Raw genomic sequence first — 15,943 nt, forward strand, 5'->3', positions numbered from 1 at the left:
GTTCCAGCCTGACCAAAGACCCAAACACGCTAGAATCCCACCGCATTGGAATAAGCCCGGAGCGAAGATGGACATCAAACAGCTGAAATTCCTCATCGCCCTCGACGAAACCCGTCACTTCGGCCAGGCGGCGGCGCGCTGCCATATCACCCAGCCGACCCTGTCGATGCGCCTGCGCAGCCTGGAGGAAGAGCTGCAGTTGCCGCTGGTCAATCGCGGGCAGCGCTTCGAAGGCTTTACCGCCCCCGGCGAACGCGTGCTGGCCTGGGCACGCACGGTGCTGGCGGCCTATGACGGCTTGCAGGCCGAGGCCGCTGCGTGTCGCGGCAACCTGGTAGGCACGTTGCGCCTGGGGGTGGTGCCGTTGTCGAGCTTCGATCCGCTGGCGTTGATGCAGAAGCTGCACAAGGAACACCCCAGCCTGCGCTTTGAGTTGTCCGCGTTAAGCTCCGAGCAAATCCTTGAACAACTTGCCAGCAACCGCCTGGACCTCGGTGTGTCGTACCTCGAGCGCCTGGACGCCGAGCGTTTCGACTCCCTGGCCCTGGGCGAAACCCGCATGGGCCTGCTGTACGACCAACGGTTCTTCAGCTTCGGCGACAAGCCCCTGAGTTGGGAGGCGCTGATCGAACTGCCCTTGGGCATGCTCACCAGCGGCATGCACTTTCGCCAGTCCATCGACCACAATTTCCACAGCCGTGGCCTCAACCCGCAGCCACTGCTACAGACCGATGCCGTCCATCAATTGTTACAAGCGGTGCACGGCGGCCTGTGTTGCGCGGTGATGCCACTGGACGGCGGCCTCGACGCCCTCACCGAGCACCTGCGCCTGCAACCCATTGAAGACGCTCAAACTTTGGCTCGCCTGGGGTTGATCATGCGCCGCAGTGCACCCCGTTCGGCCTTGGCGGAAGCGTGTTTTGCGCTGTACCAGAAATCGCTGATCGAGACTTGATCGACGGCATCTATCGGTAGATCAGTACTGACGATTAGACGCGACCCTTTGTCGCGCCTAGTCTTACAGCTGAATACTCCCGGTGGTAATGCCCAATGAACGCCCAGCGCCCAGTCTGCGCGGCGCCCGCCCTCGAAACGCCCGCGCCCGCCGCCAGCCAGAGCTACCAGTTTTGTAATCTCGAACACACCGAATCGGCCAGCACCGCGCTTGCCGAGGAAGTCGCGTTGGCGATTGCCTATAACGACATCAGCCAGGCGGTGATGCTGGTGACGCCGACCGACCTTGAAGACTTTATTGTCGGATTCAGCATCGGTAGCGGCATTATCGAAGACGTTAGCGACATTTATGACCTGAAAATCAGCGGTTCGGGCTCGACCCAATACGCTCAGGTGCAGATTTCCAGCCGCGCGTTCTGGAATATGAAGCAGCAGCGCCGGCAACTCGCCGGCACCAGTGGCTGTGGGCTGTGCGGCGTAGAAGCCGTGGAGCAGGCGCTGCCCAACCTCAAGGGGCTGCCCGGCGCGCCGTTGCCGCCTGCCGAATGGCTGGATGGCCTGCGCCAGCGCATCAGCGCGTTCCAACCGCTGGGCCAGTACAGCGGCGCGGTGCATGCGGCGGTGTTCATGAACAACCAGGGCGAATTGCTGCTGGGCCGTGAAGACATCGGCCGGCATAACGCCCTCGACAAGCTGATCGGTGCGCTGATCCGCCAAAAGATTCCGACCGACGGCGGCCTGGCGATTGTCACCAGTCGCTGCAGCCTCGAACTGATCCAGAAAGTCTTGCGTGCAGGCATCCAGACCCTGGTCAGCCTGTCGTCGCCCACCGGCCTGGCCCTGCAATGGGCTCGCCGGCACAACCTCAATCTCATCCACCTGCCGCAGAAAAGTGCGCCGCGGGTCTATAGCCCTGCGATGGAGAATCAAGCGTGAGTAATCATCATCAAGCCGACGACAAACCCACCCCGCGCTACAAGCCCTATAAAGGCCCGGCGGGTGGTTGGGGCGCACTGATCAGCGTGGCGCAAGCCTGGCTGACCAGCGACAACGCGCTGAAAAACATCCGCATGATGCTCAAGACCAACCAGAACGGCGGCTTCGACTGCCCGGGCTGCGCCTGGGGCGACTCGCCGGAAAGCGGCATGGTCAAGTTCTGCGAGAACGGCGCCAAGGCGGTCAACTGGGAAGCCACCAAGCGCCGGGTCGACGCGGCATTCTTCGCCAAGCACAGCGTCAGCGCGCTGCTGGAGCAGAGCGACTACTGGCTTGAGTACCAAGGCCGCCTGACCGAGCCGATGAGCTACGACGCCGAAACCGACCGTTACAAACCCATCAGCTGGGAATCGGCTTTCGACTTGATCGGCAAGCACCTCAATGCGCTGCCAAACCCGGACATGGCCGAGTTCTATACCTCGGGCCGGGCCAGCAACGAAGCGGCTTACCTGTATCAACTGTTTGTGCGCGCCTACGGCACCAACAACTTCCCGGACTGCTCGAACATGTGCCACGAAGCCAGCGGCGTCGCCCTGGCGCAAAGCGTGGGCGTGGGCAAAGGCACCGTGACCTTCGATGACTTCGAGCATGCGGACGCGATTTTCGTCTGGGGCCAGAACCCCGGCACCAACCACCCACGCATGCTGGAGCCACTGCGCGAAGCGGTAAAACGCGGCGCCCAGGTGGTGTGCATCAACCCGCTGAAAGAGCGCGGCCTGGAACGCTTCCAGCACCCGCAACACCCGCTGGAAATGCTCACCAACGGCGACAAGCCAACCAACACCGCCTACTTCCGCCCGGCGCTGGGAGGCGACATGGCCATCCTGCGGGGCATGGCCAAGTTCCTGCTGCTGTGGGAACGCCAGGCCCAGGCCGAAGGCAAGGAGGCCGTGTTCGACCACGACTTCCTCAACGAACACACCGCCAACGTGCTGGATTACCTGGGCAAGATCGACGACACCTCATGGGATGAAATCGTCGAGCAGTCCGGCCTGACCCTGGTAGAGATCGAGCAAGCGGCGCGCATGTACGCCAAAGGCAAGAACGTGATCATGTGCTGGGCGATGGGCATCACCCAGCATCGCCACTCGGTGCCGACCATCCAGGAAATCGCCAACCTGATGCTGCTGCGCGGCAACATCGGCCGCCCGGGCGCGGGCCTGTGCCCGGTGCGTGGCCACAGTAACGTGCAGGGCGACCGCACCATGGGCATCAACGAACGCCCGCCGGTGGCGTTCCTCGATGCCCTGGAGCGTCGTTTCCAGTTCCAGGTGCCGCGCGATAACGGCCACAACGTGGTGGAAGCGATTCACGCCATGCTCGAAGGCCGCTCCAAGGTCTTTATCGGCCTGGGCGGCAACTTCGCCCAAGCCACGCCGGACAGCCCACGCACCTTTGAAGCACTGCGCAATTGCGACCTGACCGTACAGATCAGCACCAAGCTCAACCGCAGCCACCTGATGCATGGCAAGGACGCGCTGATCCTGCCATGCCTGGGCCGCACCGACATCGACATCCAGGCCGAAGGCCCGCAAGCCGTGACCGTTGAAGACTCGTTCAGCATGGTCCACGCCTCCAACGGCCAACTGCAGCCGTTGTCGAAACAGATGAAATCCGAGCCTGCGATTCTGGCGGGCATTGCCGCCGCCACCCTGGGCAGCAAGCCGGTGGACTGGAACTGGCTGGTGGCCGATTACGACCGTATTCGCGACCTGATCGCCGACACCATTCCGGGCTTCAAGGACTTCAACGAGCGCCTGAAAAACCCGGGCGGTTTCTACCTGGGCAACTCGGCTGGCGCCCGTCGCTGGAACACCCCGTCGGGCCGCGCCAACTTCCGCCCGAACATCCTGCCCAAGGACCTGGTGCACGAACGCACCCGCAACACCGGGCAATTGCCGGACCTGATCATGCAGTCGATGCGCTCCCACGATCAGTACAACACCACCATCTATGGCCTGGACGACCGCTATCGTGGGGTCAAGGGCCAGCGGGATGTGTTGTTCGTCAACGAAGCCGACATCATCCGCCTGGGCTTCAAGCCGGGGCAGAAGGCTGACATCGTGTCGATCTGGGACGACGGCCGTGAGCGTCGGGTGAAGGGCTTTACCTTGCTGGCATTTGATATTCCGGCGGGGCAGGCTGCGGCTTATTACCCGGAAGTGAATCCGCTGGTGCCGCTGGAAAGCACGGGGGATGGCAGCCATACGCCAACGTCGAAGTTTGTAGCGATCCGCCTGGAAGCAGCGAGTGCAACCGGCTTGATCATGGCGAAGTCGGCCTAAGCGACACCTCGCCACAGACAGCACCCGAGTTTCTTACGGGCACAAAAAAGGCCGCTTTTGCATAAAAGCGGCCGTTCCGAAGTAACTAAAGACTCGCAAAACTCACTTAAGTTCCTCATACAAAACAGTAACTTAGAGAATTGTATACAACCCATACCACTGGTCGGGTTTCGATTGTCACCGTCTCGATACAACCTCAGGATCGCGCCGTCATCCTCTTGAGGTTCCTCTATGAAGTTCTCCTCGATTCTCTTGTTGTCCCTTGGCCTGGTCAGTGGCGCAGCCATGGCCGGTGGCACCACCGAAGCCGGTGTGGGCGGCGCATTGGGCGGGGTTCTAGGTTCTGTCGTAGGTCAGCAGTTGGGCGGTAACACTGGTTCAGCCATCGGTGCGGCTCTTGGCGGCGCAGGCGGCAGTGCGGTGGGCGCAGACAAGCGCAGCCGCGGTGAAGCAGCCATTGGCGGCGCATTGGGCGCGGCCGGCGGCAACGTGGTGGGTCGCAGTGTCGGCGGCAGCACCGGCAGCCTGATCGGCGCAGCAGCCGGCGGTGGCGCCGGTGGTGCACTGGGCAACTACATGGGCAACAAGAGCGATGACGATGATCGTCGTTACCGTGGGCGCGATAACCGCCGTTATGACCGCGATGACCATCGCGGGCGCGGCCATGCTTATGGGCATCGCAAAAACAAGCATCACTATCGCCACCACCGGTAACACGCGAATCGAAAGAACAACGCGGGTTTAATGTGGGAGCGGGCTTGCTCGCGAAGGCGGTGGATCAGTCGCCGGATGTATTGGCTGATACAACGCCTTCGCGAGCAAGTCGAATCGTCGCACCGCCGCTCCCACATTTGATTTTCATTGCTTCGCAGATCGTATTCAGATCACCAATCGCTGTAACGCCTCGCGCAACATCCCCGGGATCGTCACCGGCTGGTTCGACGCCCGATCCACAAACACATGCACAAACCTCCCCGCAGCACAGGCATCTTCTTCTCCCGCCTTGAACACCGCCAACTCATACTGCACCGAACTGTTGCCCAACTTGCCCACCCGCAGGCCGATCTCGATGCGGTCCGGAAAGGCAATCGAGGCGAAGTAGTCGCACGCCGAACTCACCACAAACCCAACCACTTCGCCGTCATGAATATCCAACCCGCCCTGCGCGATCAGGTAGGTATTCACCGCGGTGTCGAAGAAGCTGTAGTAGGTGACGTTATTCACATGGCCATATACATCGTTGTCGTGCCAGCGCGTGATGATCGGCTGGAAGTGGCGGTAATCGGCGCGTTGTGGCATGGCGTTGGTCATCGGTAAAACCCGGGCAGGAGGAGGCTCTCTTGATACTGGGTTCAAGCACTACCCGCAAGCCTAGGTTGGGCTTTGCTCAATCGTTTGCTGGACGCACGCCATACGCTTGAGCGCTTGATCCGTCTCGGCCGATTGCTGCAGGCACTGGCGATAGGCGGTGATATAGGTCTCGACTGCAGCGCTGGCCTGCTGCGGCGTGACCCGCGCCAGATACTCCACGAACGAACGCCGGCCGATCTGGAAGTGTTGGTAATCCAGCGGAAAATCCCAATAACCACCCCAGGTCAAAAAACCGTGTTCGGCGAACAGGTCAATCACCTCTTCTGCCCGGCCAGGGCGCGCCGGCTTGCCGGGGCGGGCATCCAGGCGGTTAACGGCATTTGCGGTACTTGCCCTGGGCTCAACAGTGGCCTGGCCGGTGAATTCACCTCGCGGGTTACGCCCGAACAAAACGAATGGGTTTTGCAGAGGGTTAAGGTCGATTGCGGCGCCATAGGCGTGCAGCGACCACCCCGAAGCGCCACTGACCTGGCGCCCATTAAAACCACTGGTATTGTTGCGGGCCATCGAGACCTTGTCGTTGCCTCGATAGGTTTCCAGCCTGACCGCCTGATGCACCGGGAACCGACGTTGCAGCAACTGCCTGAAGATCTCCTCCACATGGGGTGCGATGGCATCCAGCACCACGAGCTGCCCGTTGTTATGCAGCACTCCGCCAAAGTCCGCATAGCTGAACGTCACCCGCGCCAGGCGTGCGCAGGGCAATGGATTGGCGGCGGTGATGGTGTTGCGAAGCTGCATCTGCCGACAGTCATTCACGCTCAATGGGATGACCGAGGCCAGCGTGCCTTGTGCCACCAGCAACCCGGCGAACAGCAAGACGCCGGGGACAACACCACGAGAAAAACCAAAAGCCATGGGCAATTCCTTTGCAGAAGAAGTGAAGCGTCAAACCTTCTCACCTGCGGGCACGGTCCGGCTGTCGGCGGCGTCTGCCACTGGAAGGGAAAGCGCGACCCTCCAGACCGGAAATCAGAGTGCCTCCAACCCTGCCTCCGCCCATTCACGAACCTCTGCATAGGGATACTCCTCCAGTACCGCGAAACCTGGAATCCCTCGTGCCTTCAGCTTGGTAAACAACGGCACGCTGAGACCGCATAAAAACCGTGTCAGCCGCTCCGCGCTTGGCAAGTCGCCGCTGTACTCATGGTGGCTGTGGATAAAATCACCGCAAAGCGCGAGAAAGTTTTTATCCACAAGCGGCGGCAAGCTCGGCGGCGCCGGCAAGTGGGCGACGTTACCGTGGCACACCGAGCAGTGCCCGCACTGCCGGGGCGCGTTTTCATCGCCGAAATAGTGCGCCAGGCGGTAACCCAGGCACTCCTGTGTCGCGAACAGATCCAGCATGGCGTGAATTCGCGCCACCTCCGTCACCTCATGCTGCTTGAAGCCTGTGTATAACTCCGTGCTCAGCGCCTGTGGATCGAAGTCGGTATTCAGCAGGGCGTAAACCTCGGTCATCTGCCGGCTTTCCATCTCGATCAGGCCTTGTTCCTGAAAGTAATCCAGGGCCTTCACCACCCGGCTGCGCTCGGCCTGGTGCTGTTGATACAGCGCGTCGAAGTCCACCGTCGCCCAGGTTTTCGCCCGTTTGCAGACCTGGATAATCGCTGCGACAAACTGCTGCCGCTCGCCGGCAAAACGCGCCAGCAATGCCTCTGGTTCAATCAAATACTTGAAGCGGTATTCGGCATAAAACGCGTAGCGCGGCGCAATCACACCCTTGAGTTCAAGCTGCACGAGCAAGGTCTTCAGCGGTAGTTCACGGATGTTGCTGTGGTCCGACAGTGACCGGAGCATAAACTCCCACTGTCCATCGGCACGGACCGCCTGTATTTCCTCCAGGACTCGGCGAATACCTTCCTGTTCCGGCGTATCGCCGTACACAAAGTTTTCCAGGATATTCAGGCTGTCGCGGTTGGCCAGAACCAGACACTCAGACGGCTGCCCGTCACGCCCGGCACGGCCGATTTCCTGGCTGTAGTTCTCGATGGATTTGGGCAGGTCGAAGTGCACCACGTTGCGGATATCGCTTTTGTCGATGCCCATGCCGAAGGCAATGGTGGCGACGATGCAGTTGGACTGCCCGCCCATGAATCGCTTCTGAATGGCCTCCCGCTTATCGTGAGCCAGGCCCGCGTGATAAGCCTCGGCCTGGATTCCATTGCGATTCAAATGCTCGGCAATCTGCTCCGCGGTTTTTTGCAGCGTGACGTAGACGATGCTTGGCTGATTGGCTCGCTCCTGCATCCACGTCACCAGCCGTCGTCGCTTGTCCTGGCCACTGACGGGCTCAACCAGCAGGTTGAGGTTGGAGCGGTAGAACCCGGTGGTGATCACATCGTCAGGTGCAATGGCGAACTTGGCCTGCATGTCAGCGATCACCTTGGGCGTCGCCGTGGCGGTCAGCAGCAGCGCCTGGGGGATGCGGAACTGGCGTTGGTAATCCGGCAGCTTCAGGTAGTCCGGGCGAAAGTTATGGCCCCATTCGGAAATGCAGTGAGCCTCATCCACCACCAGCAGCGAGATCGGCACGCTTTGCAGGAAGTTGCGAAAGCGCTCGTTCTTCAAGCGCTCCACGGAAACCATCAGGATCTTCAGCTCGCCCGAACGCGCCCGGGCCATGACGTCATTGGCATCATCGCGGCTCTGGGCCGAGTCGATGCTGCCCGCCGAGATACCGTGGCGCTGCAGGAAACCCAACTGGTCCTGCATCAGCGCCAGCAACGGCGACACCACCAGCGTCAGGTGCGGCAGCAACACGGCGGAAAGTTGATAACACAGGGACTTGCCGGAACCGGTGGGAAAAATCGCCGCCGCCGAACGGCCGGCCAGCACGGCACTGACCACCGCCTCCTGGCCCAAACGAAACTGTGGATAACCAAAGACCTGTTGGAGGGTGTTGTGCATAAGCTGTCACTCCATTGACCGCTGAACGAGCCCAAAACATAGACCAGCGCATTCAGCGAATCGAGAAAGGTCGCAAGGAAAAAAGAGTCTGGATGATACACAGCCTGGGAAGTGGAGTAGGCACCCGTAAGAAACGTTCCAACCTTACGCGGGACGCATCTCGAAACTCATTGCGCTACAATCAACCTTCGCACCGAGAGGACGCTGTCATGGCCGAACTGACGTTTGAGCAAAAGCAGGATCACTACGACAAGATCCGTCGTTCCAACTACCTGGCCAGCCTGCGCCTGGAGGGGTTCGACACCCAGCCCGCCGATGTCGACAAACCCCTGCCGACCCGCGAAGCCGTCCTCGCCAAGTACCGCAACACCCCACGCTGATGCTCGACAAATATGGCGTGGGCCAGGACCCGTACTGCTACCCCGGTAGCAGCGTCCTGCGCAACCGCCTCGATTTGTTCGACGAAGAACGCCTGCACCAGGCCGAGCGGGAACTGTCTGAAATCGCTGTCGGCAGCCTTCCGCTGTATCCCCCGCCCTACGACCTGGAACGCCTGCAACACATCCACCGCACCCTGTTCGCGGACATTTACGAATGGGCGGGGGAACTGCGTACGGTCAACATCCAGAAGGGCGACACGCTGTTCTGCACACCGGAGCGTATCCCGCCTGAGGCGAGCAAGATCATCCAGCACATGGCGCAGGCGAACTGGTTTGTCGGGGTGACGCAGGCAGAGTTGGTGACGCAAATTGCCGAGGCCTATGGCGACCTCAACGTGATCCATCCGTTTCGCGAAGGGAATGGCCGGGCGCAGCGGATTCTGTTCGAGCAGATCATCGTGAATGCCGGGTTTTCGGTGAATTGGTGGCTGGTGAAGAATGCGGCGTGGATACCGGCGAACATCGATGCGGTGGCGTGTGATTATCGGGGGTTGGAGGCGATTTTCGAGCGGTGTATCAGCACCCCGCGCTAGCCCCGATCGTTCCCTACGCTCCGCGTGGGAATGCCGCCAGGGACGCTCCGCGTCCCGTCATCCGCGCACGACCCAAGCCATGAACACTGGTGACGCGGAGCGTCACGGGATGCATTCCCACGCGGAGCGTGGGAACGATCAGTATCCGTTAAAGCTGGTAACGATCTGTTTATTGCTCTCGCCCCACACTCCCGCCAAGGTTCGCCCCGTCGTTGCAAATTCAGCGACCGGGTTTGGTCACTCGAAAACAGCACACATAAGTGCCATCACTTGTCTGGCGGACGTCTATCGTCCTCTCAGCGCAATGTTATGGCGGCTGTGTGTGGGACGTCCTCGGACGTGCCGGATTGCTGTTTCCGGTTGGCCAACCTGCACACAGTCCGCCACCCATCGTTTGGCCACGGTGACGACGGTTACTTAACAGCAAACCGAGTACCTTCAAATGCAAACACCTGAAGCGAAAAACCGCTACCTTCCACTTGGCACCAACTTCACCGATACCCACCCCCTGCTCATCGACACCGAAGCCGCCGCCGAAGATATCCAGTCCGCAGCCCACCAACGCATCCGCGCCGCAGCCGATCTCCTGGAAACCTTCTCCTGCCTGACCTTCGAACAGGCCGACCTCAAAGATATTTCGCATATCACCAACGCCCTGTATCTGCTCGTCCAGGACGGTTGCGATCTACTGGAAGTCGCCCAAACCGGCATGATGCGACTCACCACCACCGACGCCGTAAAGCGAACACCACCTGAGCAGCCACACAGCTAAAAATGTGGGAGCTGGCTTGCCTGCGATAGCGGAGTGTCAGACAACACCTTTACCACTGAAACACCGCCATCGCGGGCAAGCCCGGCTCCCACATTTGACCAGTTTCGTTTGAAGGATCGCGGTGCCATCGATAAAGTCGGTCGCCTCCACCCACTCTCGCGTAACCACCATGAACCTGGCCCCCAACTTCCCCGAAGACATCGCGATGCAGCAGCTCTTGCAACTGCTGCATGAAGAAATTGGCCTGCCTGAACATAAGACGCTGCGCCTTGAAACGGCCATCAACCTGGACCTGGGTTGCGACGGCGCCGAAGCCAATCAATTGATGGAAGCGCTGGAGCAAGGCTTCGCTGTCGACTTGAACGACTACGACGCTTATCGTTACTTCCAACCTCCCGTATTCGACGTCTTCCTGAAACACCGTGCCAAAGGCCGCGGCGACAAAATCCCGCTGACCATCGGCATGCTATACCTCGCGATCAAGACCCAACGCTGGGACACCCAAACCCTGGAAAACCTGAGCGAACACAAACCCCAAACACGCTGAAGATCAACTGTGGGAGCCGGGCTTGCCCGCGATGAGGCCCGGACAGTCAGCACACCTATAAGCCAATACACCGCAGCCTTCAAAAAATAACAAGGACCTTACATGGACGTACTAATGGGCCTGCTGGCCGCCCTGCTCTGGGGCGGCACGGACTTCCTCGTGGGCCTCAACGCCCGAGCTGTCGGCGTCAAACGCGCGGTGTACTTCGGCCAGGCGCTGGGCTTCCTGATCATGACCCTGCTGCTGGTCATATTCCCGGCCTTCCTCGTCAAATCCCTCGCGGCGCCTTTGAGTGTCTGGCTCCTGGGAGCCGCAGCAGCCCTGCTGACCGTCTCCGGCGCCCTTGCGCTGTCCAAGGCCTTCTCGCTGGGCAAAGCGGCCATTGTCGCGCCGCTGGTGACGTCCTACGGTGTCGCGACTACTTTGCTGTCATGGGCCAGCGGCGAACACATCAGCCTGATCCAACTCGGCTGCATCGCTCTCTGCGTAATTGGCGTGATCCTGTCCAGCATTCACAAGGACAATGGCGTCCCTCACAACAGTTCCAGCCGCTCAATCGCCTACGCGATGCTCGCAGCGTTGCTCTACGGCACAAGCTTTTGGGTGCAGGGCCGCTACACCCTGCCGACGCTTGGCCCGGTCACGATGCTTTGGCTTGGGTATTTGGTTGGCCTGTGCGTCCTGGTGTTGATGGTGCTTAAGATCAAAGACGGCCTGAAAATCCCACCGCTGAAAAACTGCGCAACGCTGACCAGCGCGAGCCTGATGAACCTGGGTGGGTTCTCGGCGTTCTCGTGGGGCGCAATGGCGGGGTCGGTTTCCGTGGTGACGGTGATCAGCACCCTGTCCGGTGGGATCGCCGCGATTCTGGGGTTTGTGTTTTTCAAGGAGCGGCTGTCAGCGGTGCAAGTGACCGGTGTGGTGCTGGTGTTAGTGGGAGCCGTGGTTCTGCACCTCGTCGACTGATCCTTCGCCCACAAAAAAGCCGCCCACTAGGGGCGGCTTTTTCACAACGGCCGAATCTTACAACTTCGGACCCGCAGCCTTGATCGCATCGCTCACTTCAAACTTCTTGAAGTTCTCGATGAACAGACCCGCCAGCGCTTTCGCCGCTTCATCGTAGGCAGCCTTGTCAGCCCAAGTGTTACGTGGGTTCAACAGGCCAGTCTCGACGCCCGGTACGGCCAATGGCACGTCCAGGTTGATGGTATCCAGGTGCTCGGTCTCGGCACCAATCAACGCACCGCTCTGGATCGCTGCAATCACGCCACGGGTGGTCGGGATGTTGAAGCGCTTGCCAACGCCGTAGCCGCCGCCGGTCCAGCCGGTGTTGACCAGGTAGACCTTGGAGCCGAAGCCGCGCACGCGCTTGATCAGCAGTTCTGCGTATTCACCAGCCGGGCGTGGGAAGAATGGCGCGCCGAAGCAGGTGGAGAAGGTCGACTTGATGCCGCCACCCGAACCCATTTCGGTCGAGCCCACCAGAGCGGTGTAGCCGGACAGGAAGTGGTAGGCCGCTTGTTCTTCGCTGAGGATCGACACGGGCGGCAGTACGCCGGTCAGGTCGCAGGTCAGGAAGATCACAGCGTTTGGCTCGCCACCGAGGTTTTTCTCGGAGCGCTTGGCCACGTGCTCCAGCGGGTAGGCGGCGCGGCTGTTCTGGGTCAGGCTGACGTTGGTGTAGTCCGCGTGCTTGGCATCGTCGATCACCACGTTTTCGAGCACGGTACCGTGCTTGATGGCTTTCCAGATCACCGGCTCGTTCTTCTCGGACAGGTCGATGCACTTGGCATAGCAACCGCCTTCGATGTTGAACACCACACCTTCGCCCCAGCCGTGTTCGTCGTCGCCGATCAGGTAGCGGCTTTCGTCGGCGGACAGGGTGGTTTTACCGGTGCCCGACAGACCGAAGAACAGGGTCACGTCGCCGGCTTCGCCGATGTTGGCTGCGCAGTGCATCGGCAGCACGTCGGAGGCCGGCAGCAGGAAGTTCTGCACCGAGAACATGGCTTTTTTCATTTCACCGGCATAACGCATGCCGGCGATCAGGACTTTTTTCTGGGCGAAGTTGAGGATCACGCCACCGTCGGAGTTGGTGCCGTCACGCTCTGGCACGCCCTCGAAGTTGGCCACGTTGTGCACTTGCCACTCTTCACGACCGGCCGGGTGGTACTGGGCCGGGTTGATGAACAGGCAACGACCGAACAGGTTCTGCCAGGCAGTCTGGGTGGTCATTTTCACGGCCAGGTAGTGGTCTTCTGCAGCCCCTACGTGAACGTGGGAAACGAAATGCTCTTGCGCGTTGTTGAATGCCTCGACGCGAGCCCACAGGGCATCGAACTTGTCGGCCGGGAACTTGCGGTTGATCGGGCCCCAGGCAATGGCAGCCTGGGTGGAAGGCTCTTCAACGATGAAGCGGTCGACTGGCGAACGGCCGGTACGGTGACCGGTTTCTACGACCAGCGCACCGGTATCGGCAAGCACGCCTTCACCGCGCTGCAGGGCTTCTTTGACCAGATCGTCAACACTCAGATCGGTGTATACAGCGTTATTGGCTTGCGTCATGAGGTTCCCCGTCGGCCAGTGGCCGAGTGCTCCAAACGTTTTGTAGTAGAAAGTTGCGCACTACTACCGCGAAAAAAGTGGGCCGGATTATGCCAGAAAAGCCCAAAAAGAGTAGGGCCCTCCGGTCAGAACGGCGGAAATCCGGCGTTTGTCAGGTGATTTACCTGTGCTTAAACGTTTTAGTGGCGGGTGCCTGAAGGGGTATCTACGCCCGCGCCGGCGAATAATTGAGCAATATCGGCAGCGTCGAACAGGTAGCGCTGGTTGCAGAACTGGCAGTCGATCTCGATGTTGCCACCGTGTTCCACCACCAGGTCCTGCGCATCTTCCAGGCCCAGGCTGACCAGGGCAGTTGCCGAGCGCTCGCGGGAGCAGCTGCAGTGGAAGCGCAGGGACTGCACGTCGAACAGGCGCACGGCCTCTTCGTGGTAGAGGCGGTGCAGGATGGTTTCGTTATCCAGGCCCAGCAACTCTTCGGCTTTCAGGGTGCCGGCCAGGGCGGTGATGTGGGCCCAGCTGTCGGCGCGGTCTTCTTCGTCCTTGATGCGGTCAGCCGGCAGTTGTTGCAGCAGCAGGCCACGGGCGCGCTTGCCGTCGGCGTTGAGCCAGAAGCGGGTGCCCACTTGCTGGGACATCACGAAATAATTGGTGAAGCAGTCGGACAGGGTTTCGCCATCGAGGTCGACGATGCCCTGGTAACGCTGGCCTACCGTCGGATCGACGGTCAGGGCCAGCACGCCGTCTGGCATCAGGTCAGCCAGGGTCGCATCGGGGGCGATTCGGTCGGCGTCGTAGCGGGCCAGCCCACGGATTTCGCGCTCGCTGGAGCATTCGATCATCAGCAGCGGGATCGGGCCTTCGGAGCGGGCCTGCAGGATCAGCAAACCATCGAATTTCAGGGTGCCCACCAGCAGCGAGGCAGCCGCCATCAGCTCGCCGAGCAATTGCGCGACCGGCTCCGGATAGGGGTGCTTGGCGAGGACTTCGGCATAGCTGCGCTCCAGGGCGACCAGTTCGCCGCGGGCGTCGCTGTCGTCGAAGATGAAGCGTTGGGTGAAGTCGGTATCCGGTAGATCAGTCATAGGTCTGGGTATCTGAATTGATGACAAAAAGATGACAAGGTTTATAGAATTACACGCTTTAGCACCGTTTTGGTGCGGCCTTCTGCGGGAAAACGAAGCGCTTTAAAGCTAAGAGGAAACAGTTTATGAACAATCCGGGTTTGTTCCAAGCCAGGTGGGACCTCGGTCGATTGGCCCTGTGTAATTTACTCGCTGTGGGGCTGCTGTGTTTTTGGCTCTGGCCGGCGGGCCAGGCGCTCTGCACGGTTTTCGACGAGTGGCTGTTTCATCTGCTCAATGACCCGCTGGCAAGCAGCTCCGCGTGGCTGCATGTGTGGGCGGTGGCCAGTTTGCGGCCGTTTGACGCGGTGGTCGGGGTGATTCTGCTGACGCTGTTGATCCGTGGCGACTGGGTGTTCAAGGCGATTGAAGTGCGCCAGGCGTTTTTCGGCTTCCTGGGCATTCTGCTGCTGTTGCTGTTTATCCGCATGCTGTTTTCCAAGCTGGCGGCGCAGATGGGCTGGCAACACCATAGCCCGTCGATGGTGATCAGCGGCGCGATTCAGATGAGCGACTATTTCCCGGGCCTGGAGAAGACATGGGAGTTGAAGGACCGCTCCAGCCAGAGCTTCCCGGGGGATCATGCATCGGTATTGCTGATCTGGGGGATGTTCATGACCGTGTTTGCCAAGCGGATCGGGCAGGTGCTGGTGATCTGGGGCTTGGCGCTGCTGTTCATGATGCCGCGGCTGGTGGCCGGTGCGCATTGGGGGCAGGACGATTATATCGGTGGGGTGTTGCTGGCGCTGTTGGCGTTGGGCTGGGGTTACTACACGCCCTTTGCAGCGAAGGTTTCGCGGGGGCTGGTGCGAGTGACGGGCCCGGTGTTTGAATTGTTTCGGCGAGTACCGCTGGTTAAGCGCTTGAGCGTGATTCGCAGCGTTTGAGTTGAAATAGCAGGAGCCGACCTGGCTCCTGCGGTCTGCCGATTAATCATCATTGCCACTGCCGCGAAACTTGAACAGGTCGCGCCGCTGCTTCTTGCTTGGCTTGCCGTCGGTGGTCATGCCCAGGGAGCCGGCCTTGCGCATGGCCGCCGCGTTTTCGCGCTTGGCGATGCTGGCTTCGGTCTCGGTATACAACGCCTGCGCCTCGGGAGCGCCCCTTCGCACAATTGAAAGCGCCTGGACCACGACGGTTCGTTCATCAAACCCGGCACGGATCTGAAACTCATCGCCGATGCGTGGCTCCTTGCCGGGCTTGCAACGCTCGCCGCGCCAATGCACCTTGCCACTCTCGATCGCCGCCTTGGCCAAGGCACGGGTCTTGAAGAAACGCGCCGCCCACAACCACTTGTCCAAACGGACTTTTTCTTCCTCTTCCTGCTTCTGAGCCACTTGAATTCCTCGCTCTGAAAAATGTCGCAACTTTACCGTTGAAACCCTTCAACGCATAAACCCTTGAGCTCACCTAAGATACGCCAGGTAGCATCCTGTTTTCGCGAGGTTA

Annotated in this window: 16 protein-coding genes; 10 read left to right on the forward strand and 6 right to left on the reverse strand. The window is 60.4% G+C overall.

Annotation, left to right across the window (positions count from 1 at the left end):
* Positions 1–67: 67 nt before the first annotated feature.
* From ACIOMR_RS14180 to ACIOMR_RS14195, 4 genes are all read left to right on the forward strand, one after another.
* A complete protein-coding gene (locus ACIOMR_RS14180) occupies positions 68–955 on the forward strand; it encodes a LysR family transcriptional regulator (protein WP_134325555.1) in 888 nt (295 codons plus the stop codon).
* Positions 956–1,050: 95 nt separating this feature from the next.
* Positions 1,051–1,890 carry a formate dehydrogenase accessory sulfurtransferase FdhD gene (gene fdhD / locus ACIOMR_RS14185; RefSeq protein ID WP_401194756.1) on the forward strand — a complete coding sequence of 280 codons (840 nt, stop codon included), beginning with the start codon at positions 1,051–1,053 and terminating at the stop codon, positions 1,888–1,890.
* Complete coding sequence (locus tag ACIOMR_RS14190) at positions 1,887–4,235, forward strand: FdhF/YdeP family oxidoreductase (protein WP_003213210.1); 2,349 nt, start codon at positions 1,887–1,889, stop codon at positions 4,233–4,235. Before fdhD ends, ACIOMR_RS14190 begins: the two co-directional genes overlap by 4 nt.
* Positions 4,236–4,466: 231 nt before the next feature.
* Entirely contained in the window at positions 4,467–4,949 is a 483-nt protein-coding gene (locus ACIOMR_RS14195) for a glycine zipper domain-containing protein (protein ID WP_008435777.1), read from the forward strand.
* Between the two features lie 165 nt (positions 4,950–5,114).
* Here the strand turns inward: ACIOMR_RS14195 and ACIOMR_RS14200 are convergent, their stop codons facing one another.
* From ACIOMR_RS14200 to ACIOMR_RS14210, 3 genes are all read right to left on the reverse strand, one after another.
* Positions 5,115–5,546 carry an acyl-CoA thioesterase gene (locus ACIOMR_RS14200; RefSeq protein ID WP_401194760.1) on the reverse strand — a complete coding sequence of 144 codons (432 nt, stop codon included), beginning with the start codon at positions 5,544–5,546 and terminating at the stop codon, positions 5,115–5,117.
* Positions 5,547–5,606: 60 nt separating this feature from the next.
* Entirely contained in the window at positions 5,607–6,464 is an 858-nt protein-coding gene (locus tag ACIOMR_RS14205; protein ID WP_401194763.1) for a M15 family metallopeptidase, read from the reverse strand.
* A 114-nt stretch (positions 6,465–6,578) separates the two neighbouring features.
* Entirely contained in the window at positions 6,579–8,516 is a 1,938-nt protein-coding gene (locus tag ACIOMR_RS14210; RefSeq protein ID WP_401194765.1) for an ATP-dependent DNA helicase RecQ, read from the reverse strand.
* 209 nt (positions 8,517–8,725) lie between these two features.
* On the opposite strand from ACIOMR_RS14210, the gene ACIOMR_RS14215 reads away from it, so the two are divergent.
* The 5 genes from ACIOMR_RS14215 to ACIOMR_RS14235 all read left to right on the forward strand — a co-directional run bounded on the left by ACIOMR_RS14215 (position 8,726) and on the right by ACIOMR_RS14235 (position 11,774).
* Positions 8,726–8,896, forward strand: coding sequence for a YhfG family protein (locus ACIOMR_RS14215; RefSeq protein WP_003213201.1), 171 nt, complete (start codon positions 8,726–8,728; stop codon positions 8,894–8,896).
* The gene (locus ACIOMR_RS14220) at positions 8,896–9,489 is read left to right on the forward strand and encodes a putative adenosine monophosphate-protein transferase Fic (protein WP_003213199.1); all 594 of its coding nucleotides are present in this window, start codon (positions 8,896–8,898) and stop codon (positions 9,487–9,489) included. Before ACIOMR_RS14215 ends, ACIOMR_RS14220 begins: the two co-directional genes overlap by 1 nt.
* Positions 9,490–9,931: 442 nt before the next feature.
* A complete protein-coding gene (locus ACIOMR_RS14225) occupies positions 9,932–10,261 on the forward strand; it encodes a hypothetical protein (RefSeq protein WP_177053990.1) in 330 nt (109 codons plus the stop codon).
* A gap of 169 nt (positions 10,262–10,430) precedes the next feature.
* Positions 10,431–10,808, forward strand: coding sequence for a DUF1493 family protein (locus ACIOMR_RS14230; RefSeq protein WP_401194770.1), 378 nt, complete (start codon positions 10,431–10,433; stop codon positions 10,806–10,808).
* A gap of 114 nt (positions 10,809–10,922) precedes the next feature.
* Positions 10,923–11,774, forward strand: coding sequence for an EamA family transporter (locus ACIOMR_RS14235; RefSeq protein ID WP_401194848.1), 852 nt, complete (start codon positions 10,923–10,925; stop codon positions 11,772–11,774).
* 57 nt (positions 11,775–11,831) lie between these two features.
* On the opposite strand, the gene ACIOMR_RS14240 is transcribed toward ACIOMR_RS14235, so the two are convergent.
* Both ACIOMR_RS14240 and hslO read right to left on the reverse strand, forming a co-directional pair.
* Positions 11,832–13,373 carry a phosphoenolpyruvate carboxykinase gene (locus tag ACIOMR_RS14240; RefSeq protein ID WP_401194773.1) on the reverse strand — a complete coding sequence of 514 codons (1,542 nt, stop codon included), beginning with the start codon at positions 13,371–13,373 and terminating at the stop codon, positions 11,832–11,834.
* Positions 13,374–13,552: 179 nt separating this feature from the next.
* Positions 13,553–14,455 (reverse strand): Hsp33 family molecular chaperone HslO, encoded by a 903-nt coding sequence (gene hslO / locus ACIOMR_RS14245; protein WP_003213189.1) that lies wholly within the window; start codon positions 14,453–14,455, stop codon positions 13,553–13,555.
* 125 nt (positions 14,456–14,580) lie between these two features.
* Between hslO and ACIOMR_RS14250 the strand changes: the two genes are divergently transcribed.
* Entirely contained in the window at positions 14,581–15,381 is an 801-nt protein-coding gene (locus ACIOMR_RS14250; protein ID WP_003213187.1) for a phosphatase PAP2 family protein, read from the forward strand.
* A gap of 42 nt (positions 15,382–15,423) precedes the next feature.
* Here the strand turns inward: ACIOMR_RS14250 and ACIOMR_RS14255 are convergent, their stop codons facing one another.
* Entirely contained in the window at positions 15,424–15,831 is a 408-nt protein-coding gene (locus ACIOMR_RS14255; protein ID WP_003213184.1) for an RNA-binding S4 domain-containing protein, read from the reverse strand.
* Positions 15,832–15,943 lie beyond the last annotated feature (112 nt).

Source organism: Pseudomonas sp. NPDC087814 (assembly GCF_044742865.1).
Classification (GTDB): Bacteria; Pseudomonadota; Gammaproteobacteria; order Pseudomonadales; family Pseudomonadaceae; genus Aquipseudomonas.